This is a genomic window from Mangrovicoccus sp. HB161399 (genome assembly GCF_013184745.1).
Taxonomy (GTDB): Bacteria; Pseudomonadota; Alphaproteobacteria; order Rhodobacterales; family Rhodobacteraceae; genus Mangrovicoccus.
This window is the reverse complement of record NZ_JAATVU010000002.1, coordinates 176491-203293: the sequence shown is the minus strand read 5'-3', so window position 1 is coordinate 203293 and position 26803 is coordinate 176491. Positions and strand designations below refer to the sequence as shown.

Genomic DNA, 26803 nt, shown 5'->3' with positions numbered 1-26803 from the left:
CGAGACCCCATGCCGCCGAAGGCAGCGGTGCAGCGCTGATCGGGTCAGGTGCGGGATCGATGGTTGCAAGGCGTACAGGCAGTCATCCAGCGGTAGGAGCGTGTGGCGGCGGAATGCCACCACCATCGCCTCCTCGGCTTCGCTGAGAACGGACGAGCGCGGTTCCTTCGGACCGGTCTTGCGATCCTCGACCGTCTCGCGCTTGCGCCACTTCGCGACGGTCTTCGGGCTCGCCGGGAAAGCGATTCACTGGATCGCTTTCCGATCCTCCTCGCTCCCGAGTTTCCGGCTCAGCGCCGCGGCCGAAGCTTGCGATCGCTGTATTGCAGCTCGGATGGCGTGCGCCCGTCTCGGCGAATGCGCACATTCGCCTTCCGGTCAGAGGATCGTGGCGCAGCCGTGACGAACTTGTCCCATAGTGCTTCCTTCCATGCCGACGAATGGATCGCACCATCAAACCGTGGGATCAAACACCTAGGCCAGGGGTCAGGCTGGCGCTGGCGCCGAAGCCGCAGAGCTCCATCATCTTCAGATAGGCTGCGGTGAATCCCTTCAGCGAGAAGCTGGCGACCGGCTTGCCGCCCGTGCTGACCTCCAGCCGCGATCCGGCCGCCATGGCCCGCAAGGGCTCCAGGCTGCCGGGCGAGAAGATGTTGGCATGCGCCTCCTGCAGGCCCTCGTCCGTGATCATCACATCGGGCATGACCTCGGCCTCCAGCCCGGTGTCGAAGGAGAAGTGCGCCGGGACGCCGTCCTGCATCGATGTCGGATAGTGCCGCGGCGCCCATTCCTGCAGCTTGATGTCGGGATAGGCGCCGGGCGGGCCGGCATCGCCCTCGAAGACCGAGACCGCCAGGACCGGCCAGCCGTCGCCGCCGGTTCGGGCGGAACAGGTCAGCCAGTCATCCTCCGTGCTGTCATGGGCCTCGAACGTGGCGGACCAGTCGCCATAGGTCCATTCGCTCCGGTCCTGCGCAAGGGCGGGAGCGGCGAGGACGAGAAGGATCAGGCAGGCGCGCATCGGGTTTCCTTCCGCCAGGGGGCCGGGCCGAGAATGGCGCAGGGACATGAACGCAACCTTGCCGCGCGTTGCAGCCGGGCTCCCTTGCCAGAAGGTGACCGGATTTGCTCTAAGGAGCCTCGGGCCACCCGGAGTGCAGTACATGGTCGATATCGCCACCCGCGTCTATAACCACAAGTGGAAGATCGACCCGATCGTCCGCTCGCTGATCGATACCGATTTCTACAAGCTCCTGATGTGCCAGACGGTCTTCGGCAACGGACCGGACACGCAGGTCACCTTTAGCCTGATCAACCGCACCAAGTCGCTGCGCCTCGCCGAGCTGATCGACGAGGGCGAGCTGCGCGAGCAGCTGGACCATATCCGCAGCCTCAGCCTCAGCCGCGGCGAAAGCACCTGGCTGCGCGGCAACACTTTCTACGGCAAGCGCCAGATGTTCCGCCCCGACTTCATGGAGTGGTTCGAGAACCTGCGCCTGCCGCCCTACCACCTGGAAAAGCGCGACGGGCAGTACGAGCTGACCTTCGAAGGCAGCTGGCCCGAGGTGATGCTGTGGGAGATCCCGGCGCTGGCCGTGCTGATGGAGCTGCGCGGCCGCGCGGTGCTGGAGCGGATGGGCCGGTTCGAGCTGGAGGTGCTCTATGCCCGCGCCATGACCAAGCTCTGGGAGAAGGTGGAACATCTCAGGACCCTGCCGGACGTCAAGATCGCCGATTTCGGCACGCGGCGGCGGCACAGCTTCCTGTGGCAGGACTGGTGCGTGCAGGCGATGCTGGAAGGGCTGGGGCCGAATTTCATCGGCACCTCCAACTGCCTGATCGCCATGCGCCGCGAGGTGGAGGCTATCGGCACCAACGCGCATGAGCTGCCGATGGTCTATTCCGCGCTGGCGGAGAATGACGAGGAACTGGCCGCCGCGCCCTTCAAGGTGCTGCAGGACTGGCAGGAAGAGCACGAGGGCAACCTGCTGATCATCCTGCCCGACACCTACGGGACGCAGGAATTCCTCGACCGCGCGCCGGACTGGCTGTCCCGCTGGACCGGCATCCGCATCGACAGCGGCGATCCGGTCGGCAACGGCGAGGCGGCGATCGCCTGGTGGAAGGCCAAGGGCGAGGATCCGCGCGACAAGCTGATGATCTTCTCCGACGGACTCGACGTGGCGGAGATCCAGCGCCTGCATGCCCATTTTGCCGGGCGGGTCCGGGTCAGCTTCGGCTGGGGAACGCTGCTGACCAACGATTTCCGCGGGCTGGTGAAAGATGACGGGCTCTCGCCCTTCTCGCTGGTGTGCAAGGCGGTCTCGGCCAACGGGCATCCCACCGTCAAGCTGTCGGACAATCCGAACAAGGCGATGGGCCCGGCAGACGAGGTGGCGCGCTACAAGCGGGTCTTCGGCGTGGGCGAGCAGAAGGCGCGCAAGGTCCTGGTCTGAACCGGCCGGCGCCGCGCCTCAGGCGAAGCGCGGGTCGTCATGGCGCAGGAACAGGCAGTCGAGGAAGCGCAGCGGCCGCCTTGGCCGCGGCGTGCTCATCACGGCGTAGAAGCGGAACCCTTTTTGATCGAGCAGCGCGACCAGCTCGGCGAAGGTATAGCCGCCGACGAAACGGTCGAGCACCGACACCTCGCAGGCGATGAAGGCGATCCGCTCCAGATCCCGCGTCAGTCCCCGGATCGCGTCCAGCTCGTGCCCTTCGGTGTCTAGCTTGATCCCGACCGTCGCCTCCGGCGCCAGGCCGAGCGAGGCGATCATCCCGTCGAGCGTCACCACGTCCACGTCATAGCTGGCCACGGGCGGGGCATCGCCGCGGTCGATGCGCCGGTTCAGGCTGCTGTGCCCGCCGCGGTCCTCCAGCCGCATGCGTCCCGCCTCCGCTCCCACAGCGGCGGTCAGCGCGGCGAAGCGTTCCGGCCGGAAGGCCAGCCGTTCGGCGAAGCCCGGCCGCGGATCGACCAGCAGGAAGGCCGCATCGGGAAAGGCGTCGTAGAGCTGCGGCGTGCCGCGCGCCACGCCGATGTCCAGCACCGCGTCCGGCGCCATCCCGAGCCCCGAGAGCATGCTGCGCATCGTGACCTTGGGTACCATGCCCTCGCGCCGGGCCGCCGCGCGGTCCACCCGCGGCGTTGCCCGGGCCGTCCCGGTGCCGGTGTCTCCGCCTGTCTCCATCCCCGTCCTCCTCTTCCCGCGGCAGCTTCGCCCGGCGGGCCGCCTGCGGGCAAGGGGATTGGCGGCGGGGCGCCGCGGCGGACTGCCCAAACTCTGTGCAGGCGCCTGCGGCCTGCCGCCCGGTCCGCGCATTTCGCTTCCTTGTCGGGCGGTTGCGGCTAGGTTTGGGTCCAGAGTTGCTAGAGGGAGCTTCACCATGGCGAACCATTTTCTCAGCCGCCGCCAGCTGCTGTCCCGCACCGCAGGCGCAGCGGCCCTTGCCGGGGTCGCCCCGGGCCTGCTGCGCGCCCAGGGAACCGTGATCCCGGTTGCCGCCGCCTACACCGTGCCGGTGGAGCAGAAATGGGTCGGCCGCATCCATATCGCCGCCGAGGCCGCCAAGGCGCGCGGCGACATCACCTACCAGTTCTCGGAAAACGTCTCCAACACCGACTATACCCGCGTTCTGCGCGAATATGCCGAGGGCGGCGCGAAGCTGATCATCGGCGAGGCCTTCGCGGTCGAGCAGGAGGCCCGCGAGGTCGCCGCCGACTATCCGGACATCGCCTTCCTGATGGGGTCGTCCTTCAAGCCGGACGAGGCGCTGCCGAATTTCGCGGTGTTCGACAACTACATCCAGGACGCGAGCTACCTGACCGGCATCATCGCCGGCGCGATGACCAAGTCCGGCAATATCGGCATGGTCGGCGGCTTCCCGATCCCCGAGGTCAACCGTCTGATGAACGCCTTCATGGCCGGCGCGCGCGAGGTCAATCCCGACATCACCTTCCAGATTGCCTTCATCGGCTCCTGGTTCGACCCGCCCAAGGCCAAGGAAACCGCCTTCGCGATGATCGAGAACGGCGCCGACCTGCTCTATGCCGAACGGTTCGGCGTGGCCGACGCCGCCATGGAGCGGGGCATCCTGTCGATCGGCAACGTGATCAACACCCAGGGCGACTATCCGGACACCGAGGTCGCCTCGGCGCTGTGGCATTTCGAGCCGACCATGGACGCCGCCATCAATGCAGCCCAGGCGGGCGAGTTCACCGCGGCCGATTACGGCGTCTACAGCTTCATGAAGAACGGCGGCTGCTCGCTCTCGCCGCTCGGCACCTTCGAGGGCAAGGTGCCGACCGAGGCGATGGAGCTGGTGCAGACCCGCTCCGCCCAGATCCTCTCGGGCGAATTCGAGGTCGAGATCGTCGACAGCGAACCCTCCGCCTGATGGCCGAAATCCTGCGGCAGGAGAGTGCTGCGATCCTGCGGGGGGAAAGCACTGCGATCCTGCGGCTCGACGGGATCACCAAGCGGTTCGGTCCCGTCCTTGCCAATGACGGCATCGGCTTTGCCCTCGCCGAGGGCGAGGTCCTCGCGCTTCTGGGCGAGAACGGCGCTGGCAAGACGACCCTGATGAACATCCTCTTCGGCCATTACGTCGCCGACGAAGGCACCGTCCATGTCGCCGGGCAGGAACTGCCCCCCGGCCAGCCCGGGGCAGCGCTCGCCGCGGGCGTCGGCATGGTGCACCAGCATTTCACCCTGGCCGAGAACCTGACCGTGCTCGACAACGTGGCGCTCGGCACGCGGCCGCTGTTCTCGCTGTCGTCGGGCCGGCGCGCGGCACGCGCGCGGCTGAGGCAGCTGTCCGAGGATTTCGGCCTGGCGGTCGATCCCTCCGCGCGGGTCGCCGACCTGTCGGTGGGCGAACGCCAGCGCGTGGAGATCCTCAAGGCGCTCTACCGCGACGCCCGCGTGCTGATCCTCGACGAGCCGACCGCAGTGCTGACGCCGCAGGAGGTCGATGCGCTTTTCGCCACGATCCGCAAGGCGGTGGCGAAGGGGCTGGCGGTCGTGTTCATCAGCCACAAGCTGGGCGAGGTCATGGCCGTGGCCGACCGCGTGGTGATCCTGCGCCGCGGCGCCAAGGTCGCCGAGATGCGGACCGCCGAGACCGACCGCCACCGTCTGGCCGAGGCGATGGTCGGTGCCGAGATCGTCCCCCCGGAAGTGCCGCCGGCTACTCCGGGAGAGGTGCTGTTCCGGCTCGATCAGGTTTCCGTGGCAGGCAGCCCGGGTCTGCGTGACGCATCGCTGGCGCTCAGGGCCGGCACGATCACCGGCATCGCAGGAGTCTCTGGCAACGGCCAGCGGGCGCTTGCCGACCTGCTTTCGGGCTTGGCGTTTCCCGAAAGCGGTGCGGTGGAGTTGAAAGGGTCAGCTCTGGCGGACTGGTCGCCGCGGCAGGCCGTGGCGCAGGGCATCGCCCGCATCCCCGAGGACCGCCACGCCACCGGCACGATCGCCGATTTCGACCTGACCGAGAACGCCATGCTCGAGGATTACGCCCGCCCGCCGATGTCGCGGAAGGGCTGGCTCGACTGGGGCAGGGCGCGCAAGCGCGCCGAGGCGATCATCGAAGGCTATGACGTGCGCTGTCCGGGGCCCTCGGTGCCGATCCGGCTGCTGTCCGGCGGCAACATGCAGAAGCTGATCCTCGGCCGCGTGCTGGAGGCCGGCCCGGCGATCATCCTCGCCAACCAGCCGACCCGCGGTCTCGATATCGGCGCTGTCACCTATGTCCACCGCCAGCTGTTGGCGGCGCGGGAACGCGGCGCGGCGGTGCTGCTAATCTCAGAGGACCTGGATGAACTCCGCGCGCTGTCGGACGTGATCCACGCGATCCATGACGGCGAGCTGTCCCCGGCCTTCGCGCGCGGGGAGATCACGGTGAAGGAGCTTGGCCTGTGGATGGCCGGGCAAGGAGGCCGGCATGCGGCTTGAACCTGTCGAGGCGCCGACGCTGGCGCGCCGTCTCGGCTATCCGGCGGCGGCGCTGGCCGCGACCGTCGTGGTTGCCGCGCTGCTTGCCGCCGTCGCGGGCGGCAATCCGGCGGCGGTGCTTGGCCAGATCGTCGATGGTGCGGTCGGCACGAAATTCGCGCGGCTGGAGACGCTGAACCGCGCCACGCCGCTGATCTTCACCGGGCTCGCCGTGGCCGTCGCGTTCCGTGCCAAGCTGTGGAACATCGGGGCGGAGGCGCAGCTCTATCTCGGTGCGGTCGCCACCGTGCTGATCGGCACGCAATCCGGTCTGCCCGGTCCGCTGGTGATCCCGGCCATGGCCGCTGGCGCGGTGATCGCCGGCGCGGCGATGCTGCTCGGCCCGACGCTGCTGAAGACCAAGCTCGGCGTCGACGAGGTGGTGACGACGCTGCTCCTGAACTTCGTCGTGCTGCTTTTCGTCGGCTACCTGCTGGAGGGGCCGATGAAGGACCCGATGGGCATGGGCTGGCCGAAATCGCCGTCGCTGCCGAAGGAAGCCCGCCTGCCGCGCATCGTCGAGGGGCTGCGGCTGCACTGGGGCTTCGGCCTCGCGCTGATCTGCGCCCTGGGCGTCTGGCTGGTCCAGGCGAAGACCACCCTCGGCTTCGAGATGCGCGCCGTCGGGCTCAATGCCCGTGCTGCGCGATTTGCGGGCATGCCGGTCAATGCCGTGCTGGCGAAGACCGCGCTGATCTCGGGCGGGCTGGCGGCGCTGGCGGGCTTTTCGGAGGTCGCGGGGCTGAAGGGCAACCTGACGGCCGACATCTCGCCGGGCTTCGGCTACACGGGCATCGTCGTGGCGATGCTGGCGCTGCTCAATCCGCTGGGCGTCGTGGTCTCAGCGCTGTTCGTGGCGGGCATCTTCGTCGGCGCCGACAGCATGAGCCGCTCGGCGGGCGTGCCTTCCTACATTGCCGACATCCTGCTGGCGACCGCGCTCCTCTTCATGGTGCTGGCGCTGATGCTCTCCCGGTTCCGGGTGGTGAGGGGCTGAGATGGAACTGATCGACATCCTTCTGTCCGCCACCTTCTGGGCGGCCGTCCTGCGCATCGCCTCGCCCTTGATCTTCGCCACGATGGGCGAACTGATCTGCGAGCGGGCGGGCGTGCTGAACCTCGGCATCGAGGGGATCATGGTCGCGGGCGCCTTCGCCGGCTGGATCGCGGTCTATGCCGGGCTGCCGCTCTGGGCCGGGGTCGGCTGCGCCTTCCTGACCGGCGTGATGTTCGGGCTGATCCATGGCACGCTGACCGTGCCTTTCGGCCTGTCGCAGCATGTGGTCGGCATCGGACTGACCCTCCTGGCGACCTCGGCGACGTACTTCGCCTATCGCGTGGCGCTGCCCGAGGTCTCCTCGCCGCCGCGGATCGAGGCGTTCCAGCCGACCGGCTGGCCCATATTGGGAAGCCAGACGGTGCTGACCTGGGCGGCGCTGGCCACGGTGGCGATCACCGCCTGGGTGCTCTTCCGCACGCCGCTGGGCCTGGCGCTGCGCGCCGTGGGCGAGAACCCGGCGGCGGTGGAGGCGCAAGGACTGCCGGTTCACGGGCTGCGCATGGGCGCGGTCGCGGTGGGATCGGGGCTGATGGCGGTGGGCGGCAGCTTCCTGACGCTTTCGGCCTTCAACTCCTTCTTCTTCGACATGGTCAACGGGCGCGGCTGGATCTGCATCGCGCTGGTGGTCTTCGGGGCATGGATGCCGGGGCGCGCGCTTCTTGGCGCGCTGCTCTTCGCCGGATTCGACGCCTTCCAGGTGCGGCTGCAGCAGACCGCCATCGGCGCTGGGCTGCCCTACCAGCTGTTCCTGGCGATGCCCTACCTCTTGTCGATCCTCGCCCTGATCCTGATGTCGCGCCGCGCCGAAGTGCCCGCCGCGCTGATGACACCCTACAACAAGGGGGAACGCTGATGTTCGACCTGATCGTCAAGGGCGGCACGCTGCCCGATGGAACAGTTGCCGATATCGGCATCCGGGGCGGCCGGATCGCCGCCGTCGAGTCGCGGCTGCAGGCCGACGCGGGCGAGGTGATCGACGCTACCGGCGACCTCGTCAGCCCGCCCTTCGTCGATCCGCATTTCCACATGGACGCGACGCTGAGCTACGGGCTGCCGCGGGTGAATGCTTCCGGCACGCTGCTGGAGGGCATCGGCCTCTGGGGCGAGCTGAAGGAGATCATGACCCTCGAAGGCCTGAAGGAACGGGCGCTGGCCTATTGCGACTGGGCGGTCTCGATGGGGCTCCTGCATATCCGCACTCATGTCGATACCTGCGACGACCGGCTCTTGGGCGTGCAGGCGATGATCGAGGTGCGCGAGGCGGTGAAGCCCTACCTCGACCTGCAGCTCGTCGCCTTCCCGCAGGACGGCGTGTTCCGCGACCCGACGGCCTGGGACAACACGGTCCGCGCGCTCGACATGGGCGTCGATGTCGTCGGCGGCATCCCGCATTTCGAGCGGACCATGGCGGAGGGCGCGCGCAGCGTCACGGCGCTCTGCGAGCTGGCGGCGGAACGGGGCCTGCCGGTCGATATGCATTGCGACGAGACCGACGACCCGATGAGCCGCCATGTCGAGACGCTGGCGATGGAGGCGCAGCGGCTGGGGCTTCAGGGCCGCGTGGTCGGCTCGCACCTGACTTCGATGCATTCGATGGACAATTATTACGTCTCGAAGCTCCTGCCGCTGATCGCCGAGGCCGGGCTGGCCGCCATTCCCAACCCGCTGATCAACATCGTGCTGCAGGGGCGGCACGACACCTATCCCAAGCGGCGCGGCATGACGCGGGTGAAGGAGATGCGGGCGATGGGCATTCCGGTCGCCTTCGGCCAGGATTGCGTGCTCGACCCGTGGTACTCGCTGGGGACCGCGGACATGCTGGATGTCGCCTTCATGGGGCTGCATGTCGCGCAGATGACCCATCCCGACGAGATGCGCGCCTGTTTCGGCATGGTCACCGAGGAAAGCGCCAAGGTGATCGGCGCCGAGGGCTACGGGCTGGCGCCGGGCTGTGCCGCGTCCCTGGTCGTGCTGGATGCCGCCGATCCGGTCGATGCGCTGCGGCTCCGGCCCGCGCGGCTCGCCGTGGTGGCCAAGGGCAAGGTCGTCTCGCGCACGCCCCGGGCCGATGCGGCGCTGGCCCTGCCGGGCCGGCCCGGCTCGGTCCGGCGCAGGCGCCCGCTGCCGGGCCGGGCCTGATCCCGACTCCCAAATGGCGCAGCGTCGGAAAACCGGGGAAGGCCCGACTCGGCTGCCCTCGGGAAGAAGGGCCGGAGGGCAGCCGGGTCGGGCCATCGCGGGCTCCGGGGCCGCGCGCGGGGAGATCAGGGGCGCAGGCAGCGGCGCATGGTGATCGAGGTCGGGCGGCCATAGCCCGGATGCGCGGTCTCGCCGGTCTTCGCGAAGCCCATCCTGGCGAAGGCGGCGTGGTTCTCCGTCAGCTCGATGCGCACCTGCAGTTCCAGCCAGCCGAGGCCGAGCAGGGCCGCGCGCTCCGCGGCCAGCTCCAGCAGCATCCGCGCGAATCCCTTTCCGCGGGCGCTTTCCGCCACCGCGAGCTTGCCGACATAGAGCGCGTCCTGCTTCGGGGTCAGCACCACGCAGGCCTGCGGCGGACCGCCGATGACCCAGAGTTCGCAGGCCGCGCAGCTTTCGCGCAGGCTGCGTTCCGTCAGCCGGTGCATCGAGGAGGGCGGGTCGATCCGCGCCTCCATGTAGGCGAAGCTTTCCCGGATCAGCGCCAGCATCGCGGGGATCGCGGGGCTGCCGGCATCGAGGCGGACGGGCATCATCGGGGGACTCCTTCTCCGGCGGGCTTTCCGCCCGCGCCGGGATGTCGTAGCAGGGACAGGCGGTTGCGCAAGACGGGAGAGCGGGCGATGGGCTGGAGCGAGAAATTCGAGGGGCTGGCCAGCCTGCCGAAGGACATCCGCGACGAGCTGGAATCCCGCAGCCAGGTGATGGACGTGCCCGAGGGCACCACGGTCTTCGCGCCGGGCATGCATGCCGACAACCTGCTGCTGCTGCTTTCGGGCACGGTGCGCGTGCAGCAGGTCTCGGAATCGGGCCGCGAGATCGTGCTCTACCGCGTCGAGGCCGGCGAAAGCTGCGTGATGACCACCGCCTGCCTGATCGCCCACGAGGATTACGCCGCCGAGGGCATCACCGAGACCGCCTGCCGCGCGGTCGCCATCCCGCGCAAGGTGTTCGATGACCTCGCCGCGAAATCCGACGCCTTCCGGCAGTTCGTCTTCTCGTCCTATGCCCGGCGCATCACCGACCTTTTCGGCGTGATCGAGGCGCTGGCCTTCCAGCGGGTCGACATCCGCCTGGCGCAGCGGCTGCTGAAGCTCGCGGGCGAGGCGGACACGCTGGAAACCACCCACCAGAAGCTTGCCACCGAACTGGGCACCGCGCGCGAGGTGGTCAGCCGCCAGCTGCGCGAATTCCAGCGCCGTGGCTGGATCGAGCAGAACCGCGGCAGCGTCACGCTGCTCGACCGCGGCGCGCTCGAGGCGCTCTCGGAGGAGTGATCCCCGGCTGCTGAAAATATTCGGCGTTTCTGATCTGCCTCGGTGACAAACTCACAGACGGCGGAATAGTGTTCGCGTTATCTGGGTCCCAACTGGAACGGGAGTCCGTGATGACCGCGAATATCGGAAATGTCGACCGCATCATTCGACTGATACTTGGTGCAATCCTGGTGCTTTTCGGCGCGCTCGGATTAACCGGCGGTGTGCAGATCGCCGCCATCGTCGCCGGAATCGTCCTGCTGGCAACGGCCGGGACGCGGTTCTGCCTGCTCTACCGCCTTGCGGGGGTGAACACATGCAAGATCTGAGCCCCGCCGACCTGACCCCTGAGGAGACCCTTATGACCACCTATCCCGTGGACATGACCGTGACCCCCGAGGTCGAGACCTTCTTCGACCCGGCCACCTGGACCTTCACCCACGTCGTGAAGGATCCGAACTCGAAGTCCTGCGCCGTGGTCGATTCCGTGATGGACATCGACTACTCCGCCGGCCGGATCACCTATGACAACGCCGACAAGGTGATTGCCTACATCAAGGAGAAGGGCCTGAAGCTGGAATGGCTTCTGGAAACCCATGTCCATGCCGACCACCTGTCGGCCGCGCCCTACATCCAGCAGGCGCTCGGCGGCAAGATCGGGATCGGCGAGAAGATAACCGTCGTGCAGGACACGTTCGGCAAGATTTTCAACGAAGGCACCGAGTTCCAGCGCGACGGCAGCCAGTTCGACGCGCTGTTCAAGGACGGCGACACCTTCATGATCGGCACGATGCAGGGCTTTGCCATGCACACGCCGGGCCATACGCCGGCCTGCATGACCCATGTGATCGGCAACGCGGCCTTCGTCGGCGACACGCTGTTCATGCCCGACGGCGGCTCGGCCCGCGCCGACTTCCCCGGCGGCGATGCCGGCACGCTCTACGACTCGATCCAGAAGGTTCTGAGTCTGCCGGACGAAATGCGCGTCTTCATGTGCCATGACTACGGCCCCAACGGCCGGGACATCGAGTACCTGACATCGGTCGGCGAGGAGAAGACGCACAACATCCATGTCGGCGAAGGCAAGACCCGCGAGGACTTCATCAAGTTCCGCACCGAGCGCGATGCCACGCTGGACGTGCCGCGGCTGATCCTGCCCTCGCTGCAGGTCAACATGCGCGCCGGCGAGATCCCGACCGACAATGACGGGCGCCCGATGCTGAAGCTGCCGATCAACCAGCTCTGATCCCCTGGCGCGGAGGGCCGGACGACAACGGCCCCCGCCCGTGACCTGACTTCCGAGGAGACGCATTCCATGGACATCCGCTCCATCACGCCGGAATTTTCGGTGTCCCCGCAGATCCAGCCCGGGGATCTGGAGGAGATCGCGCGCCAGGGCTTCCGCAGCGTGATCTGCAACCGCCCCGACGGCGAAAGCGCGGGCGAGCCCACCTTCGCCGAGATCGCGGCCGCCGCCAAGTCGCTCGGGCTCGAGGCGATCCACCAGCCCGTCGTGTCCGGCAAGGTCAGCGACGCGGATGCCGCCGAATTCGGCCGGATCCTCGCTCGCGCGCCGAAGCCCGCGCTCGGCTATTGCCGGACCGGCACGCGCAGCACCATCCTGTGGTCGCTTTCCGAGGCCAAGTCGCGCGCGCTGCCGGACATCCTGTCGGCCACCAAGGCAGCGGGCTACGACATGGCGGGCGTCGTGCGGCGGATCGCCAATGGCGGCAAGACGCCCACGGATACCGGCGATGCCTCCTACGAGGTCGTCATCGTCGGCGGCGGCGCGGCTGGCATCTCGGTCGCGGCCTCGCTGAAATCCCGCATGCCGCAGCTCGGCATCGCGGTGATCGACCCGGCGGACATCCATTACTACCAGCCCGGCTGGACCCTGGTCGGCGGCGGCGTCTTCGAGCCCGACCAGACCGCGCGGACCATGGGCAGCCTGATCCCCAAAGGCGTCCACTGGATCAAGTCCTTCGCCGCCGCCTTCGAGCCGGGCGACAATGCCGTCATCCTCGATGGCTGCCGGGTGGTGAAGTACAAGCGGCTGATCGTCTGCCCGGGGCTGAAGCTCGACTGGGGCAAGGTCGAAGGCCTGGTCGAGACGCTGGGCAAGAACGGCGTCACCTCGAACTACCGCTACGACCTCGCCCCCTACACCTGGGAGCTGGTGCAGCGGCTGAAGCGGGGACGGGCGATCTTCACCCAGCCGCCGATGCCGATCAAATGCGCGGGCGCGCCGCAGAAGGCGATGTACCTGTCCGGCGACCACTGGTTCCGCACCGGCGCGCTGCGCAACATCGACATCCAGTTCATGAACGCGGGCGGCGTGCTCTTCGGGGTGAAGGACTATGTCCCGGCGCTGATGGAATATGTCCAGAAATACGACGCCAAGCTGAACTTCTTCCATGACCTGATCCGCGTCGACGGCCCGGGAAAGACCGCGACCTTCAAGGTGGCCAAGCCCGATGAGGCGCCTTCCGAAGTGACGGTGGAGTTCGACATGATGCATGTCTGCCCGCCGCAGACGGCGCCGGATTTCATCCGTGTCTCGCCGCTGGCAGATGCTGCCGGTTGGGTCGATGTCGACCAGATCACCCTGCGCCACAAGAGCTACGACAACATCTGGTCGCTGGGCGACGCGATGAACGCGCCCAATGCCAAGACGGCAGCCGCGGCGCGCAAGCAGGCGCCGGTCGTGGCGGCGAATGTCGCGGCCGATATCGAGGGCCGGTCGCCGGCCGGCGGCTATGACGGCTACGGCTCCTGCCCGCTGACGGTGGAGCGCGGCAAGATCGTGCTGGCCGAGTTCGGCTATGGCGGCACGCTGAAGCCCAGCTTCCCCTCCTGGCTGGTCGACGGCACCAAGCCGACCCGCGCCGCCTGGTGGCTGAAGGAACGCGCGCTGCCGCCGATCTACTGGCAGGCGATGCTGCGCGGCAAGGAATGGATGGCGAAGCCGGAACCGGTTTCCGCCGAGTGACCCTCCGGCCGGGGCACCCTCCCCGGCCCCTCCCAAAGGGTGTCCCGGATGCGTCCGGGGCACCCGCTGCCAGTCTCGAAGGACCTGACCCGTGCGCCTCGATCTCAAACGCTACTTCCCGATTCTCGACTGGGGCCGCCGCTACACGGGCGAGACCCTGACCAACGACCTCGTCGCCGCGGTGATCGTGACGATCATGCTGATCCCGCAATCGCTGGCCTATTCGCTGCTCGCGGGACTGCCGCCCGAGATCGGCCTCTATGCCTCGGTGGCGCCGCTGGTGCTCTACGCGGTCTTCGGCACCTCCCGCGCGCTGGCGGTCGGGCCGGTGGCGGTGGTCTCGCTGATGACCGGCGCGGCGATCGGCAAGCTCGGCATCACCGACCCGGCGCTGATGGTCGGCGCGGCGGTGACCATGGCCTTCCTGTCGGGCGCGATGCTGCTGGCGCTCGGCGTGTTCCGGCTGGGCTTCCTCGCGAACTTCCTCAGCCATCCGGTGATCGCGGGCTTCATCACCGCCTCGGGCATCCTGATCGCGGTCAGCCAGATGAAGCACATCCTCGGCGTCAAGGCTGGCGGCGACACCCTGCCGGAGATGCTGGAGGCGCTGTGGCACGCGCTGCCCGCCACCAATTTCTGGACGCTCGGCATCGGGCTTGCCGCGCTTGCCTTCCTGTTCTGGGGCCGCAAGGGGCTGAAGCCGCTCCTGGAGAAGGCCGGGCTGCGGCCCAAGATGGCGGGGATCGCCGCCAAGGCCGGCCCGGTCGCCGCGGTGATCGCCACCACCGGCTTCGTCGCGCTCTTCCGCCTCGACGGGGCGGACGTGCCGATCGTCGGCGACATCCCGCGCGGCTTTCCGGGGCTGAAGCTGCCGGGCTTCGACCTTGGCCAATGGGCGCAGATGGCGGTGCCGGCACTGATGCTGTCGATCATCGGCTTCGTCGAGTCGGTTTCGGTGGCGCAGACCTTCGCCGCCCGCCGCCGCCAGCGGATCAATCCGGACCAGGAGCTGATCGCGCTCGGCATGTCCAATTTCGGCTCCTCGCTGTCGGGCGGCCTACCGGTGACGGGCGGCTTCTCCCGCTCGGTGGTGAATTTCGACGCGGGGGCAGAGACGCCCGCGGCCGGCGCCTTCACCGCGGTCGGCATCGGGCTGGCCGTGATGTTCCTGACGCCGCTGCTCTACTTCCTGCCCAAGGCCACGCTGGCGGCGACGATCATCGTCGCGGTGCTGAGCCTGGTGGATTTCTCCATCCTGAAGAAGACCTGGGGCTACAGCTTCGCCGATTTCGCCTCGGTGGCCGCGACCATCGCCGTGACGCTGGTCATGGGGGTCGAGGCCGGGGTCTCCGCGGGCGTCGGCATTTCGATCGCGCTGCATCTCTACAAGACTGCGAGGCCGCATGTGGCCGAGGTCGGCTGCGTGCCGGGTACCGAGCATTTCCGCAACATCCGCCGCCATGACGTGTCGACCGATCCGTCCATCGTGACGATCCGGGTGGACGAGAGCCTGTATTTCGCCAATGCCCGCTTCCTCGAGGATTACGTCTACGACCGCGTGGTGAAGGACAAGGCGATCCGCCATGTCGTGCTGATGTGCCCGGCGGTGAACGACATCGACATGTCGGCGCTGGAAAGCCTGGAAGCGATCAACCACCGCCTGCACGAGATGGGCATCACGCTGCACATGAGCGAGATCAAGGGTCCCGTCATGGACCGGCTGAAGAAGAGCCACTTCCTGGAGGAGATCACCGGCAAGGTGTTCCTGTCGCAATTCGCGGCGATGCGGGAGCTGACCTCCGCGCCGAAGCCGGAGCCGGAGCGCGCGGCGGCGGAATAGATCAGGGAATGATGTTCCCGATCCAGTTGCCATGCGCCCAGCCGAGCCCCCCTCCGGTCACCTGCCGACGGGGGCCGGCGCGGCCGCAGGCATCCGCCTGGTCGATCTGGCCGCCGGGCACGAGGATCGCGTACCAGCCGTCCTCTCGGCCGAAGATCGTCACCTTGTCGCCGTTGTGCAGCTCGCCGATCTTGGCATGCTCCGAGCCGGGCCCGCTGCGCACCGCCAGGAAACCGTCGCCGCCGGCCTTCAGCCCCATGACCGTGCCGACGCTGCAATTCGCGGCCTGGCCGTCGCTTTGATCTTCGTAGATCGGCACGTCGAGCGCGGCGGCGGGCAGGGGCAGGAGGAGCGCGCAGAGCAGCGCTGCGCCGGGGCGGAAGGAACGGGTCATGGCAAATGGCTTTCCTGGAATTGACCGGGAAAGCCTGCCATGGCCGCGGGATTCCAGCAATGATGCCTTGTCAGGTGCGCGGCGTCTGGGCGGCCTTGTAGGCCGGACGCGCCATCATCCGCTCCAGATAGGCGTCAAAGACCGGAAGCCGCGGCATGATCTTCGCCGCCTTCGCCCATTCGGCGCAATGCGTGGCGAGGATGTCGGGCAGGGTCAGGTCCGGGCCGCAGAGGAAAGGCGACTTTTCGAGCCGCCGGCACAGGTGGCGCGCGGCCCGCTCGTATTCCCAGCCCAGCGTCGGCTTCAGGTTGGCGACCCGCTTTTCCTCGGGCAGCACGAAGCTGTGCTTGGCCGAGGACCACAGGACCGCGTCCATCTCGTCGATGATGTAGAAGGTCAGCGCGTCCTGGCGCGCCCGCGCGATCGAGCCGGCCGGGGCCGAGAAGGCGCCGTGGCGGTCGGCGAGATAGGTCATGATCGCCACCGAGTCGGTCAGCACGTCGCCGTCGATCCGCAGCGCCGGCACCTTGCCCAGCGGGTTCAGCGCGATGATCCCCTCGCTGCGCGGGGTCTCCTCGATGAAGCGGTAGGGCTGCCCGAGTTCCTCCAGAAGCCAGAGCACCCGGAAGGTCCGGGTCCTGAGCGAACCGATCACCTCGTACATCAGCGCCTCCCCATCATCGCGAGTCGTATCAGCGCCCGCTCCATGACTGCCATAGGGGGGGCGGCGGCGGCGGAACGCAAGGAGAGATCGGTGTCAATCAGAACGGTCAGCGCCTGTTCCAGCCGCTTGACGCCCCAGCCCTGGGCCTGGCGGGCCATGCGGTCGCGGCGCGGGCCGAAGACCGGCGGGCGCATCCGCGACAGGCCCGACTGGACCCCGCCGGGATCGGCCGCGGCGGCGTGCAGCGTGCGGAAATGGCGGGTGGCGGAGATCGCGATGGCGACCGGCTGGATGCCCTGGGTTTCCAGCCGCCGCAGCAGCGGGCCGATCTCCTGCGTGCGCGCCTCGGCCACGACATGCAGCAGGTCGTCGAGATCGGCCTCCTGCGCCAGCGGCGCGACCGCCTCGATGTCGGCGGGAGTGACCGGGCCGGCGTCGCCGCGCTTGTAGAGGCCGAGCTTGGAGATCACCTGGCCGAAATCGCCGGGATCGAGCGAGCGCGACAGGGCGGAGAGCGCCTCCATCGCGTCGCGGGGCAGGTCGCGCAGGCCCTCGCGGCCGAGCTGCGCCTCGATTTCCGCGCGCGAGGGCGGATCGTCGTAGATTCCCAGCGCATAGGCGCTCCTGTGGGTTTCGAAGGCCTTGCGCAGCTTGGAGCCGGCCTTCAGCGCGCCGGCGATCACCACCAGATAGGCATCGCCGGGCCCATGGTCCTGCAGCGCGGCGACGATCGGAGCCTGCAGGCCGTCGGTGGCATCCTCGACCAGCACGACGCGCTGGCCGGAAGCGAACATCGAGCGTTCCTTCAGCGCGTCATTGGCCAGAGACGGCTCGCGGCGCAGATCCGCCGCTGCGATCCGGGTCAGGCCGAGATCGTTGTCCTGGCCCAGCAGCGCGGCGACAAGCTCCCGCCGCTTCAGCGCGACCCGCATCGGATCGGCACCGTAGATCAGCATGCCGGCATGGCTGCGGTCGGGCCTTGCGATGTAGCCGGCCGCGTCGCGGGACGACAGCTTCATCCTTGTGGACCGCCTTCGGCCGGGACCGCCAGGAACAGCCGGTCGAGGATGCCGTCGGCGAGGATCACCATCAGCCGGCGGTAGGCATCGCGCTCGGCGGCCTGGGTGGCGACGGTGGTGCCGGTGGCGGAATAGCTGTTGAAGCTGTCGAAGCCGCCCTTTGCCACCACCGTGCCGTCGAGCGAGGTGAGCACGTACTGCGCCTGGCCGATCAGGTTGTAGCGCCGCGTGTCCTGGTTGCGGGTGACGGCGACGCGCTTGGACGCGGTCTGGACGGTCACGCCCAGCCGGTAGCGCGGCTGGTCGGGCGGGCCGAGCCGGTCCTGCAGCCGCTGGCGCAGGGTGAAGCCGTTCGAGGTGGCTGGGGTGTCGAGGATGACCGCGCGGTCGAGCGCGCTGCCCGAGCCGCCCGGGCCGTAGACCGGCGTGAAGCCGCAGCCGGCCAGCGCGGCCGCCGCGCCGGCAAGCAGCGCCCGGCGGGGCAGGCGGGCGCGGCTGGGGGGATGCGCCCGCGCCATGGTCACACCACGACGTTGACGATCCGGCCCGGCACGACGATCAGCTTCTTCGGCTGGCCGCCGGCGAGCGCCTTCTGGACGGCGGCATCGGCCATGGCGAGGGATTCGATCCCGGCCTTGTCCATGTCCGCGGGCACCTGCAGCTCGGAGCGCTTCTTGCCGTTGATCTGGATCGGCAGGGTCACCGTGTCCTCGACCAGCATGGCCGGATCGGCCGCGGGCCAGGCAGCGGTCGCGACCAGGCCCTCGCCGCCGAGCATGGTCCAGACTTCCTCGGCCAGGTGCGGGGTCATCGGCGACATCAGCTGGGACATGGCGCGCAGGGCCTGCGCCTTGACCGCGGCGGAGGCCCTGGACTTGGCCACCGTGTTGGTGAAGGCGTAGAGCTTGGCGACCGAGGTGTTGAAGGCGAAGCCCTCGATCCCGGCGGTCACGTCCGCGATCGCGCGGTGGGTCGCCTTCTCCAGGGCCTTGTCATCCTCGGGGCGGGCCTCGTCGGAGGGGCCTGCGGCCCCCGCCTCCTCGGCCCGCTGGCGGACGTCGTCCGCCAGGCGCCAGACCCGCTGCAGGTGCTTGAAGGCGGCCTCGGCGCCGGAAGCGGTCCATTCGACGTCGCGCTCGGGCGGGCTGTCGGAGAGGATGAACCAGCGTGCCGTGTCGGCGCCGAAATCGCGGATGATGTTCAGCGGATCGACGACGTTGTTCTTGGACTTCGACATCTTGGCGGAGGGGATGACCTCCACCTCGGCGCCGGACTCCTTCAGCACGGTCTTGCCGTCCTTCTGCTCCACATCCTCGGGATAGTGGTAGACCGGCCGGCCTTCGGCATTGCGCGTCAGGTAGATCGCGTGGGTGACCATGCCCTGGGTGAAGAGCGCGTCGAAGGGCTCGCGCGCCGAGTCGGGCAGGTGGCCGCAGATGTTCATCGCCCGCGCGAAGAAGCGCGAGTAGAGCAGGTGCAGGATCGCGTGCTCGATGCCGCCGATATACTGGTCGACATTCATCCAGTAGGCGGCCTCGGCCGGATCGGTCGGCGTGGCGGCGCGCGGCGCGGTGAAGCGCGCGTAGTACCACGACGAGTCCACGAAGGTGTCCATCGTGTCGGTCTCGCGCCGGGCCGGCTTGCCGCAGGACGGGCAGGCGCAGTCGCGCCAGGTCGGATGCCGGTCGAGCGGGTTGCCGGGCACGTCGAAGGACACGTCATCGGGCAGAAGGACCGGCAGTTTCTCCTTCCTCTCCGGCACCACGCCGCAATCCGCGCAATGGACCACCGGAATCGGGCAGCCCCAGTAGCGCTGGCGCGACAGGCCCCAGTCGCGCAGGCGGAAGTTTTCGACGCCCTTGCCCCAGCCCTGCCCTTCGGCGAAGCGGATGGTGGCCTCGACGGCGTCCTCGCCGGTGACGTCTTCGATGCCGGCGAAATGGTCCGTGAAGCGGACCTTCTCGGACTTCATCGGCACCAGCGCCTCGTTGCCGACCGGCGTGTCGTCGCCGAGGGAGAAGAAGGCGTTCTTCACCGGCAGGCCGTACTTGCGGGCGAAGTCGAGGTCGCGCTGGTCATGGGCCGGGCAGGCGAAGATCGCGCCGGTGCCGTAATCCATCAGGATGAAGTTGGCGATCCAGACCGGCAGTTCCCAGCTCTCGTCGAGCGGGTGGCGGACGGTCAGCCCGGTGTCGAAGCCGCGCTTCTCGGCCTTCTCCATGTCCGCCTCGGAAGTGCCCATCTGCCGGCATTCGTTGCAGAATTCGGCGATGTCCTCGCGCTCGGCCTCGAGCTGCCGGGCCAGCGGGTGGTCGGGCGAGATGCCGACGAAGCTGGCGCCCATCAGCGTGTCGGGGCGGGTCGTGTAGACCTCGATGCCGGTGAAGTCGGCGACCGGGGCGGTCAGGGTGAAGGCGAATTGCAGGCCGCGGCTCTTGCCGATCCAGTTGGCCTGCATGGTGCGGACCTTCTCGGGCCACTTCTCCAGCCCGTCGAGCGCGGAGAGCAGCTCGTCGGAATAGTCGGAGATGCGGAAGAACCACTGGGTCAGTTCGCGGCGCTCGACCGGCGCGCCCGAGCGCCAGCCGCAGCCGTCGATCACCTGCTCGTTCGCGAGCACGGTCATGTCGACGGGGTCCCAGTTCACCACCGCGTTCTTGCGGTAGACCAGGCCCTTTTCGAGGAAGTCGAGGAACATCGACTGCTGCTGGCCGTAATATTCCGGGTCGCAGGTGGCGAATTCGCGCGACCAGTCGATCGACAGGCCGAGCGGCTTCATCTGGTCGCGCATCACCGCGATGTTGTTGTAGGTCCAGGTCTTGGGATGGCCGCCGGTGGCCATGGCGGCGTTCTCGGCGGGCATGCCGAAGGCGTCCCAGCCCATCGGGTGCAGCACGGAGAAGCCGGCAGACGACTTGTAGCGGGCGATCACGTCGCCCATCGTGTAGTTCCGCACATGTCCCATGTGGATGCGCCCCGACGGGTAGGGGAACATCTCGAGCACGTAGTATTTCTGGCGCTCCGGGTCGTGGCGGGCGGCGAAGACCTCTGCCTCGGCCCAGGCGGCCTGCCATTTCGGTTCGACCTGGGTGTGATCGTAGCGGGACATGGGAGGGCCTCCGGCTGGATGTCTGTCTCTGGACTTGGCGCGCCTGATAGAGCGGGACGGCGGCGCGGTCCAGACCTGCGCGCGCCCTGCCGGGGCGCCGCGGGACTCAGAGCTTGTTGTCTTCGATGCGCAGCTGGCGCGCGCGGGTCAGGATGGCATCCTCGACCTTGCGCACGGTGTCGGGCGCAGCCGGGCCCGAGCGGGTGGCCAGCGACAGGTTCAGCGAGCGCGCATCCAGCGCCGGTTCCTTGACATGCACGGTCGCGCGGTAGGAGGTGCCGCCGCCCGGGGGCGTGCCGTAGTCGAAGACGATCAGGCCGGAGAACGGGTCGGCCGCCTTGATCGGCATGAAGGAGAGGACTTCCAGCGAGGCGTTCCAGATGTAGCGGTTCACCTCGAGGGTGACGTTCGGGTCGTCGTAATTGCTGAACAGCGAGAAGATCGTGTCCTGGTCGGCGAGCGGCTCGCCGGTCCGGACATCCGTGTTGTGCGGACCCGTCTTGTTGCCGGAACACCCGGCCAGAACGATCGCGCAAAGCGCGGCGGCGAAACTCTTAGCTGCCCAGCCCATGGGACCTCCACGATTGGAAAGGGGAACCCGTCCCCGTCCGGTGCGGCGTGTCTACCGGATGACGTCCCGGCGGACAAGCGCGGCGTCCCGCGGGCGGTCCGGGCGCTCCGAGGCGGGCTCCGGAGCGACTGTGGCATCGCTGCACCAATCGTCGGCCGAGTTTTCAACCGCGGCTCAGCGATTGTTGTAATCCGCTCGCCGGGGCGTGAGATAGGGGCAACTCAATCGGGTCCTCCCGCTTGAGGACCACCTGTAACCTACGAGGGATATCATGAAAAAGATCCTCCTTGCTTCGAGCGCGCTGGTCCTGGTTGGCGGCACGGCCTTCGCAGAAGTGAAACTGACCGGCTCCGCTGCAATGGGCTTCTGGGGCGGCGAGTACAACAACAATGTCACCGACGAGTCCTACGACGATGACATGCAGTTCTGGAACGACTTCGACGTCACCTTCGACCTGTCGGGCGAAACCGACGGCGGCGTGACCTTCGGTGCAAGCGCCGACCTGTCCGACCTGCTGTCCGACGGCGGCATCCGCAACACCTCGGACGGCGACTACGCCGTGTTCGTGTCGGGTGACTTCGGCACCATCACCATGGGCGACACCGACGGTGCGTTCGACTGGGCGATGCAGGACACCAACTTCGGCCTGTCCGGCACCCTGACCGACAACGAAGAGCACCTGGGCTACGACGGCATGAACCTGCTGGACGGGTTCTATGACGGCCAGATCGCTCGCTACGACTACGCGTTCGACGCCTTCGCAATCGGCGTGTCCGCCGAGCTCGACGACGACGCAGACACCGACTCCGGCGAGTACGACGATCCGATGCTCGGCATCGGTGCCAAGTACACCCTCGACCTGGCAGCAGGCTCGATCGGCTTCGGCGCAGCCTACCAGGGCGTTGACGACCTGTACATCGCAGGTATCTCCGCAGCCGGTACCTTCGGCGGCTTCTCGGCCGGCCTGTCCTACTACGCAGGTGAAGTTGCAGGTCTGATGCTGACCCAGAACGACGACGGGACCAACCTCGAGCTGGACGCCGCCAACGAGCTGATCGACTCCGACGACCTGACCGACATCTCCTACGTCGGCGGCTCGCTGGCCTACACCTTTGACGCGATCACCGTTGGCGTCAACGGCGGCACCTACGACATCGACGGCGTCGATGATCTGTGGGGCGCAGGCATCGTTGCAGCCTACGACCTGGGCGGCGGCCTCGAGCTGCAGGCCGGCTACGGCTACGGCGAAGCCAAGACCGACGATGGCGACATCGACGGCGACCTGTCGACCTACTCGTTCGGCGTCGCAATGGAATTCTGATCCTTCTCGGATTGGACTTTTCGGAGAGCGGACCCTCGGGTCCGCTCTTTTCTTTTGTGCCCATGCATGGTCAAACCGCCGCGTCAGACGGAGGGTTCGTACCATGGCACTCGCAGAGATCCTTGACCGCATCCGCGCCGCGGAGCGCCGCGCGAACCGCCCCGAAGGCGCGGTGAAGCTGATCGCGGTGTCGAAGGTGCAGCCGCTGGAACGGGTCGAGGCGGTCCTGCAGGAAGGCCACCGGCTGTTCGGCGAGAACCGCGTCCAGGAAGCCCAGGGCAAATGGCCGGAGTTCCGCGAGCGCTATGACGGGATCGAGCTGCACCTCCTGGGGCCGCTCCAGACCAACAAGGTGAAGCCCGCCTTCGACATGTTCGACGCGATCCATTCGATCGACCGCGAGAAGCTGGCGCGCAAGTTCGCCGAGCTCGCGCAGTCCGAGGGCCGCTGTCCCGAGCTGTTCATCCAGGTCAATACCGGCGAAGAGCCGCAGAAGGCGGGGGTCCTGCCCGAGGCGGTCGATGCCTTCGTCGGGCTCTGCCGCAGCCTCGACCTGCCGATGGCGGGACTGATGTGCATTCCGCCGGTCGACGAGGAGCCGTCGCTGCATTTCGCGCTGCTCAGGAAGATGGCCGAGCGCAACGGCCTGGCCGGGCTGTCGATGGGGATGAGCGCGGATTTCGAGAAGGCGGTGGCGATGGGCGCGACCCATGTCCGCGTCGGGTCGGCGATCTTCGGCGAGCGCGTGCCCGCCGCGGCGCACTGAGCGCTCAGCCCTTCACCACCAGCCGGGTGCCCGGTTCGGCCTTCCGCAGCAGCCACAGGAAATCGGCCCTGCGGAAGGCGACGCATCCCTCGGTCGGATGGCGCGGCCGGCGCCACAGATGCAGGAAGATCGCCGAGCCCCGACCGGGTTCGGCCTCCGGCCAGTTCCAGTCGGTGACTAGCACCGCGTCATAGAGCGGATCCGCGCGGCGCAGCTTCTCGTGGCTGAACGGATAGGGCGCGCGGACCGCGTGGTTGTAGTCCGGCTGGCCCGATGCGTCGGACCACAGGTCGCCGAGCAGGATCGGTTCGGCCCAGGGTGCGGGGCGCGCGATCCGGTCGGGGCGGTAGAGCATGCCCTCGATCCTGTGGATGCCCAGCGGCGTGCCGCCGTCGCCCTCCCGCTTGGTGCCGGTGATGCCGCCCCTGCCGATCGCCGCGGGAAGCCTGCGGCCGAAGGCGCGCACGCCCCAGCGGGTGACGACGATATCGGCCGCGCTCACAGCAGGTGCCCGGATTTCGCCGCCTTGGTGTCGAGATAGGCCGAGTTCAGCGGGTTGCGCCCGACCTTCAGCGGCACCCTTTCGGTGACCTCGATGCCGTTCGAGGCCAGCATCTTCATCTTGTTGGGGTTGTTGGTCATCAGCCGCGCCTTGGAGAATCCCAGCGTCCGCAGCAGCTGCGCGCCGAGCCGGAAGTCGCGCTCGTCATCCTCGAAGCCCAGCCGGTGGTTCGCCTCCACCGTGTCGAAGCCCTGGTCCTGCAGCGAGTAGGCGCGCATCTTGTTCGCCAGCCCGATGCCGCGTCCCTCCTGGTTGAGATAGAGCAGGACGCCTTCGCCCTCCTTGCCCATCTGTTCCAGCGCGCCGCGCAGCTGCGGGCCGCAATCGCATTTCAGCGAGCCCAGCAGGTCGCCGGTGAAGCAGGCCGAATGCAGGCGCGCCAGCACCGGCTGGCTGCGGTCCGGGCGGCCGATCTCCACCGCGTAATGCTCCTCGCCGCCGTCTTCGGGACGGAAGACATGGACGCGGCCGGCCTCCGAAACCGCCAGCGGCACCCGCGCGGAGATCACCGGCCCGAAGACCGGGGCGCGGGCGATCCGCGCGAGCGCGGCGGTGGCGTCGAGCCGGGTCAGCATCGCCGGCACATCCGCATCGGCAATCTCGACCAGCAGCGCGGCGGGCAGGATGCGCGCGGCCTTGCACAGGTGGATCGCCGCGCGGTGGGGCAGGGACGGACCCTCGCGCTCGGATTTCAGCGGGCCCTTCATCGGCACGCGCAGGTCGTCGGCGGGATCGGCCACGGCCTTGACCCAGGACGGGCCGGCATCGCGCGGCAGGACGATGCGCGCCAGATCGGCATCGTAGGGCACGGCCTTCAGCGTCTCCGCCCGGCGCGCGGTCAGCGCCACGACCGGCCGCCCCAGCGCGGCCATCGAGGCAAGCCGCGCGGCCGACAGCGTCTCGGCGGCAAGGGCCAGCCAGGCGCGCCCCTCATGCGTGACCACGATGCCGACCCCCATGCGCAGATCGGTCCGGGCGCGGGCGATCTCTTCGTCGAGGGTCAGGATCAGGGACATGGCAGGCTCCGCGGAATGTTTCACGCACATAGCCGCTGCCACGGGAAATTGAAACATGGAGGTGCCCGGAGACACGCCTCCGTGAGAAGATTGCAGCAAAACTTGCATCGACCGTGAGCGCGCGCATCTGCCAGAAAGAAAGACGGAGATGAATGATGGCCGCACTCAAGAAGATTCTGCTGGTGGACGACGAGGACGACCTGCGCGAGGCGCTGTCCGAGCAGCTGGTGATGACCGAGGAGTTCGACGTGTTCGAGGCCGCCACCGGCCAGGAGGGCCTCGCCAAGGTGCGCGAGGGGCTCTACGATCTGGTGATCCTCGATGTCGGCCTTCCCGATACCGACGGGCGCGAACTCTGCCGCGTGATGCGCAAGCAGGGCATCAAGTGCCCGATCCTGATGCTGACCGGCCACGACACAGACAGCGACACGATCCTTGGCCTCGACGCCGGCGCCAACGACTACGTGACCAAGCCGTTCAAGCTGCCGGTGCTGCTGGCGCGGATCCGCGCGCAGCTGCGCCAGCACGAACAGTCCGAGGACGCAGTGTTCCAGCTTGGCCCGTACACGTTCAAGCCGGCGATGAAGATGCTGGTCGACGACGCGGAGCGCAAGATCCGGCTGACCGAGAAGGAAACCAACATCCTGAAGTTCCTCTACCGCGCGGCGGACGGCGTGGTGGCACGCGACGTGCTTCTCCATGAGGTATGGGGCTACAATGCGGGCGTCACCACGCATACATTGGAGACGCATATCTACCGCCTGCGCCAGAAGATCGAGCCGGATCCCTCCAACGCCCGGCTGCTGGTGACGGAAAGCGGCGGCTACCGTCTGGTGGCCTGAACGCCGCGCCGCAGAAAGTTGGACGCAAGCGGGGAACCATGCCAGACTTGGCGGGTTCACCACGGAAGTTCCCGCGCACCGGGGTTATGGTGCACCTCCCTGTTGGACTGCCCGGGCTTTTTGCCCGGGCTTTTTTCTGGACGGACAAGGTCCCCGAGGAACGGACGGGAGCGGGCCTGGACGCGCTCCGGTTCCCTTGGGGCGCGGGCCGACGGTCCTGCAGGACATCCCATTGAAAGCCCGCAAGTCTTCCCGGTCATCCTCCCGTGCCGGCAGCGCCGTGACGGCGTGCGGCCGAAACCATGGCGGCACGGCAGCCGCGGTGCTGCCGGAAGCGCTGCGAGCGCTTGCAATGCCGGGCTGGCTGCCTGCGTGGCGGAGCTCCGGGGCCGGTCGGGCCGGCGCGTGCCGGCCCGTCAGCACCAGCATGTTTCGGCGGGGCCGGAAGCTCCGTGTTGCCAGCCATTGCCCAGGGTGGCGCGGCCGGGATGGGCCCGGCCGGCGGGCCGCGCGCCGCAGCTTTCCGCCGCTTGGCGGAAGGCCGCCAATGTCGCTCCGGCGGGGAGGATTCCCGACAGGCGCGCGCGGTGCTGCGGCGGGATTGCGTTAGACCTCCCGGATGCTTTGCGCTAAGAGCGGGACATGACCCGTGGATCTGCCTTCCGTTCCGTTTCCCTGCCGCTGCTTGCGGCGCTTGCCGCGCTGGCGGCCTGTTCCTCTTCGGACGAGGCGCCGGATCTCATGCGGTTCCGCAACAACACCTCGGCGCCGGACGAATTCGTCGTCGTGCCGACCAAGCCGCTGCAGACGCCCGACAATACCGCGGTTCTTCCGGTGCCGACGCCGGGATCGTCGAACCGCGCCGACCAGACGCCGGTGGCGGATGCGGTCGCGGCGCTCGGCGGCTCGCCCTCCGCGCTGAACCGCAGCGGCATCCCGGCCTCGGATTCGGCCCTGCTGGCCTATGCCGGCCGCGACGGCACCGATCCGGGGATCCGCGACACGCTGGCCGAGGAAGACCTCGCCTGGCGCCGCCGCAACAACATGCGCCCGCTGGAGCGGATCGCCAACACCAACGGCTATTACGATGCCTACCGGCAGATGCAGCTCGACCAGCAGGCCGAGCTGGAGCGGCTGCGCGCCCGCGGCGTCATCGTGCCGTCCGCGCCGCCGGCGGTGCTGAAGCCCGAATGAGGGCGCCCGCCTCC

At 68.3% G+C, this 26803-nt stretch carries 26 protein-coding genes and 1 pseudogene; 15 read left to right on the top strand and 12 right to left on the bottom strand.

Annotated features, from left to right (window positions below):
- A pseudogene (locus HCC78_RS33505) lies at positions 1 to 255 on the bottom strand (IS481 family transposase); the annotation flags it as partial.
- 211 nt (positions 256 to 466) lie between these two features.
- Positions 467 to 1021, bottom strand: coding sequence for a hypothetical protein (locus HCC78_RS02320; protein ID WP_172327112.1), 555 nt, complete (start codon positions 1019 to 1021; stop codon positions 467 to 469).
- 142 nt (positions 1022 to 1163) lie between these two features.
- Between HCC78_RS02320 and pncB the strand changes: the two genes are divergently transcribed.
- Positions 1164 to 2456 carry a nicotinate phosphoribosyltransferase gene (gene pncB / locus HCC78_RS02315; RefSeq protein ID WP_172327111.1) on the top strand — a complete coding sequence of 431 codons (1293 nt, stop codon included), beginning with the start codon at positions 1164 to 1166 and terminating at the stop codon, positions 2454 to 2456.
- 18 nt (positions 2457 to 2474) lie between these two features.
- Here pncB and HCC78_RS02310 read toward each other — a convergent pair whose 3' ends face one another.
- Positions 2475 to 3188, bottom strand: a complete 714-nt coding sequence (locus HCC78_RS02310) for an FkbM family methyltransferase (RefSeq protein ID WP_172327110.1) — start codon at positions 3186 to 3188, stop codon at positions 2475 to 2477.
- A 196-nt stretch (positions 3189 to 3384) separates the two neighbouring features.
- On the opposite strand from HCC78_RS02310, the gene HCC78_RS02305 reads away from it, so the two are divergent.
- From HCC78_RS02305 to HCC78_RS02285, 5 genes are read left to right on the top strand one after another with little or no spacing between them, the layout of a single operon-like run.
- On the top strand, positions 3385 to 4395 hold the full coding sequence (locus HCC78_RS02305) for a BMP family protein (RefSeq protein WP_172327109.1): 1011 nt from the start codon (positions 3385 to 3387) through the stop codon (positions 4393 to 4395).
- A complete protein-coding gene (locus HCC78_RS02300) occupies positions 4395 to 5951 on the top strand; it encodes an ABC transporter ATP-binding protein (RefSeq protein ID WP_172327108.1) in 1557 nt (518 codons plus the stop codon). The genes HCC78_RS02305 and HCC78_RS02300 overlap by 1 nt, the downstream gene beginning before the upstream one ends.
- The gene (locus tag HCC78_RS02295) at positions 5941 to 6987 is read left to right on the top strand and encodes an ABC transporter permease (RefSeq protein WP_172327107.1); all 1047 of its coding nucleotides are present in this window, start codon (positions 5941 to 5943) and stop codon (positions 6985 to 6987) included. Before HCC78_RS02300 ends, HCC78_RS02295 begins: the two co-directional genes overlap by 11 nt.
- A 1-nt stretch (position 6988) precedes the next feature.
- Entirely contained in the window at positions 6989 to 7903 is a 915-nt protein-coding gene (locus HCC78_RS02290) for an ABC transporter permease (protein ID WP_172327106.1), read from the top strand.
- A complete protein-coding gene (locus HCC78_RS02285) occupies positions 7903 to 9189 on the top strand; it encodes an amidohydrolase family protein (protein ID WP_172327105.1) in 1287 nt (428 codons plus the stop codon). The genes HCC78_RS02290 and HCC78_RS02285 overlap by 1 nt, the downstream gene beginning before the upstream one ends.
- Before the next feature lie 125 nt (positions 9190 to 9314).
- Here the strand turns inward: HCC78_RS02285 and HCC78_RS02280 are convergent, their stop codons facing one another.
- Complete coding sequence (locus tag HCC78_RS02280; protein WP_172327104.1) at positions 9315 to 9782, bottom strand: N-acetyltransferase; 468 nt, start codon at positions 9780 to 9782, stop codon at positions 9315 to 9317.
- 87 nt (positions 9783 to 9869) lie between these two features.
- Here HCC78_RS02280 and HCC78_RS02275 point away from each other — a divergent pair, with 87 nt between their 5' ends.
- From HCC78_RS02275 to HCC78_RS02255, 5 genes are all read left to right on the top strand, one after another.
- Entirely contained in the window at positions 9870 to 10523 is a 654-nt protein-coding gene (locus HCC78_RS02275; RefSeq protein WP_172327128.1) for a Crp/Fnr family transcriptional regulator, read from the top strand.
- 110 nt (positions 10524 to 10633) lie between these two features.
- Positions 10634 to 10831, top strand: a complete 198-nt coding sequence (locus tag HCC78_RS02270) for a DUF2892 domain-containing protein (protein ID WP_172327103.1) — start codon at positions 10634 to 10636, stop codon at positions 10829 to 10831.
- 32 nt (positions 10832 to 10863) lie between these two features.
- Positions 10864 to 11748, top strand: a complete 885-nt coding sequence (locus HCC78_RS02265) for an MBL fold metallo-hydrolase (protein WP_172327102.1) — start codon at positions 10864 to 10866, stop codon at positions 11746 to 11748.
- Between the two features lie 69 nt (positions 11749 to 11817).
- Entirely contained in the window at positions 11818 to 13491 is a 1674-nt protein-coding gene (locus tag HCC78_RS02260) for a bifunctional protein tyrosine phosphatase family protein/NAD(P)/FAD-dependent oxidoreductase (RefSeq protein ID WP_172327101.1), read from the top strand.
- Positions 13492 to 13582: 91 nt separating this feature from the next.
- A complete protein-coding gene (locus HCC78_RS02255; protein WP_172327100.1) occupies positions 13583 to 15331 on the top strand; it encodes a sulfate permease in 1749 nt (582 codons plus the stop codon).
- Between the two features lies 1 nt (position 15332).
- On the opposite strand, the gene HCC78_RS02250 is transcribed toward HCC78_RS02255, so the two are convergent.
- The 6 genes from HCC78_RS02250 to HCC78_RS02225 form a co-directional block, all read right to left on the bottom strand.
- The gene (locus tag HCC78_RS02250; RefSeq protein ID WP_172327099.1) at positions 15333 to 15725 is read right to left on the bottom strand and encodes an SH3 domain-containing protein; all 393 of its coding nucleotides are present in this window, start codon (positions 15723 to 15725) and stop codon (positions 15333 to 15335) included.
- A 70-nt stretch (positions 15726 to 15795) separates the two neighbouring features.
- Positions 15796 to 16389, bottom strand: a complete 594-nt coding sequence (locus HCC78_RS02245; RefSeq protein WP_172327098.1) for a glutathione S-transferase family protein — start codon at positions 16387 to 16389, stop codon at positions 15796 to 15798.
- The gene (holA, locus tag HCC78_RS02240; protein WP_172327097.1) at positions 16389 to 17408 is read right to left on the bottom strand and encodes a DNA polymerase III subunit delta; all 1020 of its coding nucleotides are present in this window, start codon (positions 17406 to 17408) and stop codon (positions 16389 to 16391) included. The genes HCC78_RS02245 and holA overlap by 1 nt, the downstream gene beginning before the upstream one ends.
- On the bottom strand, positions 17405 to 17926 hold the full coding sequence (gene lptE, locus HCC78_RS02235) for an LPS assembly lipoprotein LptE (protein WP_172327096.1): 522 nt from the start codon (positions 17924 to 17926) through the stop codon (positions 17405 to 17407). The genes holA and lptE overlap by 4 nt, the downstream gene beginning before the upstream one ends.
- Positions 17927 to 17928: 2 nt before the next feature.
- A complete protein-coding gene (leuS, locus tag HCC78_RS02230) occupies positions 17929 to 20517 on the bottom strand; it encodes a leucine--tRNA ligase (protein WP_172327095.1) in 2589 nt (862 codons plus the stop codon).
- 106 nt (positions 20518 to 20623) lie between these two features.
- A complete protein-coding gene (locus HCC78_RS02225) occupies positions 20624 to 21088 on the bottom strand; it encodes a DUF3576 domain-containing protein (protein WP_172327094.1) in 465 nt (154 codons plus the stop codon).
- A gap of 271 nt (positions 21089 to 21359) precedes the next feature.
- Here HCC78_RS02225 and HCC78_RS02220 point away from each other — a divergent pair, with 271 nt between their 5' ends.
- Both HCC78_RS02220 and HCC78_RS02215 read left to right on the top strand, forming a co-directional pair.
- On the top strand, positions 21360 to 22409 hold the full coding sequence (locus HCC78_RS02220) for a porin (RefSeq protein WP_172327093.1): 1050 nt from the start codon (positions 21360 to 21362) through the stop codon (positions 22407 to 22409).
- A 103-nt stretch (positions 22410 to 22512) separates the two neighbouring features.
- Positions 22513 to 23175, top strand: a complete 663-nt coding sequence (locus HCC78_RS02215) for a YggS family pyridoxal phosphate-dependent enzyme (protein ID WP_172327092.1) — start codon at positions 22513 to 22515, stop codon at positions 23173 to 23175.
- 4 nt (positions 23176 to 23179) lie between these two features.
- On the opposite strand, the gene HCC78_RS02210 is transcribed toward HCC78_RS02215, so the two are convergent.
- Both HCC78_RS02210 and ribA read right to left on the bottom strand, forming a co-directional pair.
- Positions 23180 to 23677, bottom strand: coding sequence for a L,D-transpeptidase family protein (locus HCC78_RS02210; protein WP_172327091.1), 498 nt, complete (start codon positions 23675 to 23677; stop codon positions 23180 to 23182).
- Positions 23674 to 24753, bottom strand: a complete 1080-nt coding sequence (gene ribA, locus HCC78_RS02205) for a GTP cyclohydrolase II (RefSeq protein ID WP_172327090.1) — start codon at positions 24751 to 24753, stop codon at positions 23674 to 23676. The genes HCC78_RS02210 and ribA overlap by 4 nt, the downstream gene beginning before the upstream one ends.
- Before the next feature lie 155 nt (positions 24754 to 24908).
- On the opposite strand from ribA, the gene HCC78_RS02200 reads away from it, so the two are divergent.
- Positions 24909 to 25595 (top strand): response regulator transcription factor, encoded by a 687-nt coding sequence (locus HCC78_RS02200; RefSeq protein ID WP_172327089.1) that lies wholly within the window; start codon positions 24909 to 24911, stop codon positions 25593 to 25595.
- 642 nt (positions 25596 to 26237) lie between these two features.
- On the top strand, positions 26238 to 26789 hold the full coding sequence (locus HCC78_RS02195) for a DUF3035 domain-containing protein (RefSeq protein WP_172327088.1): 552 nt from the start codon (positions 26238 to 26240) through the stop codon (positions 26787 to 26789).
- Positions 26790 to 26803 lie beyond the last annotated feature (14 nt).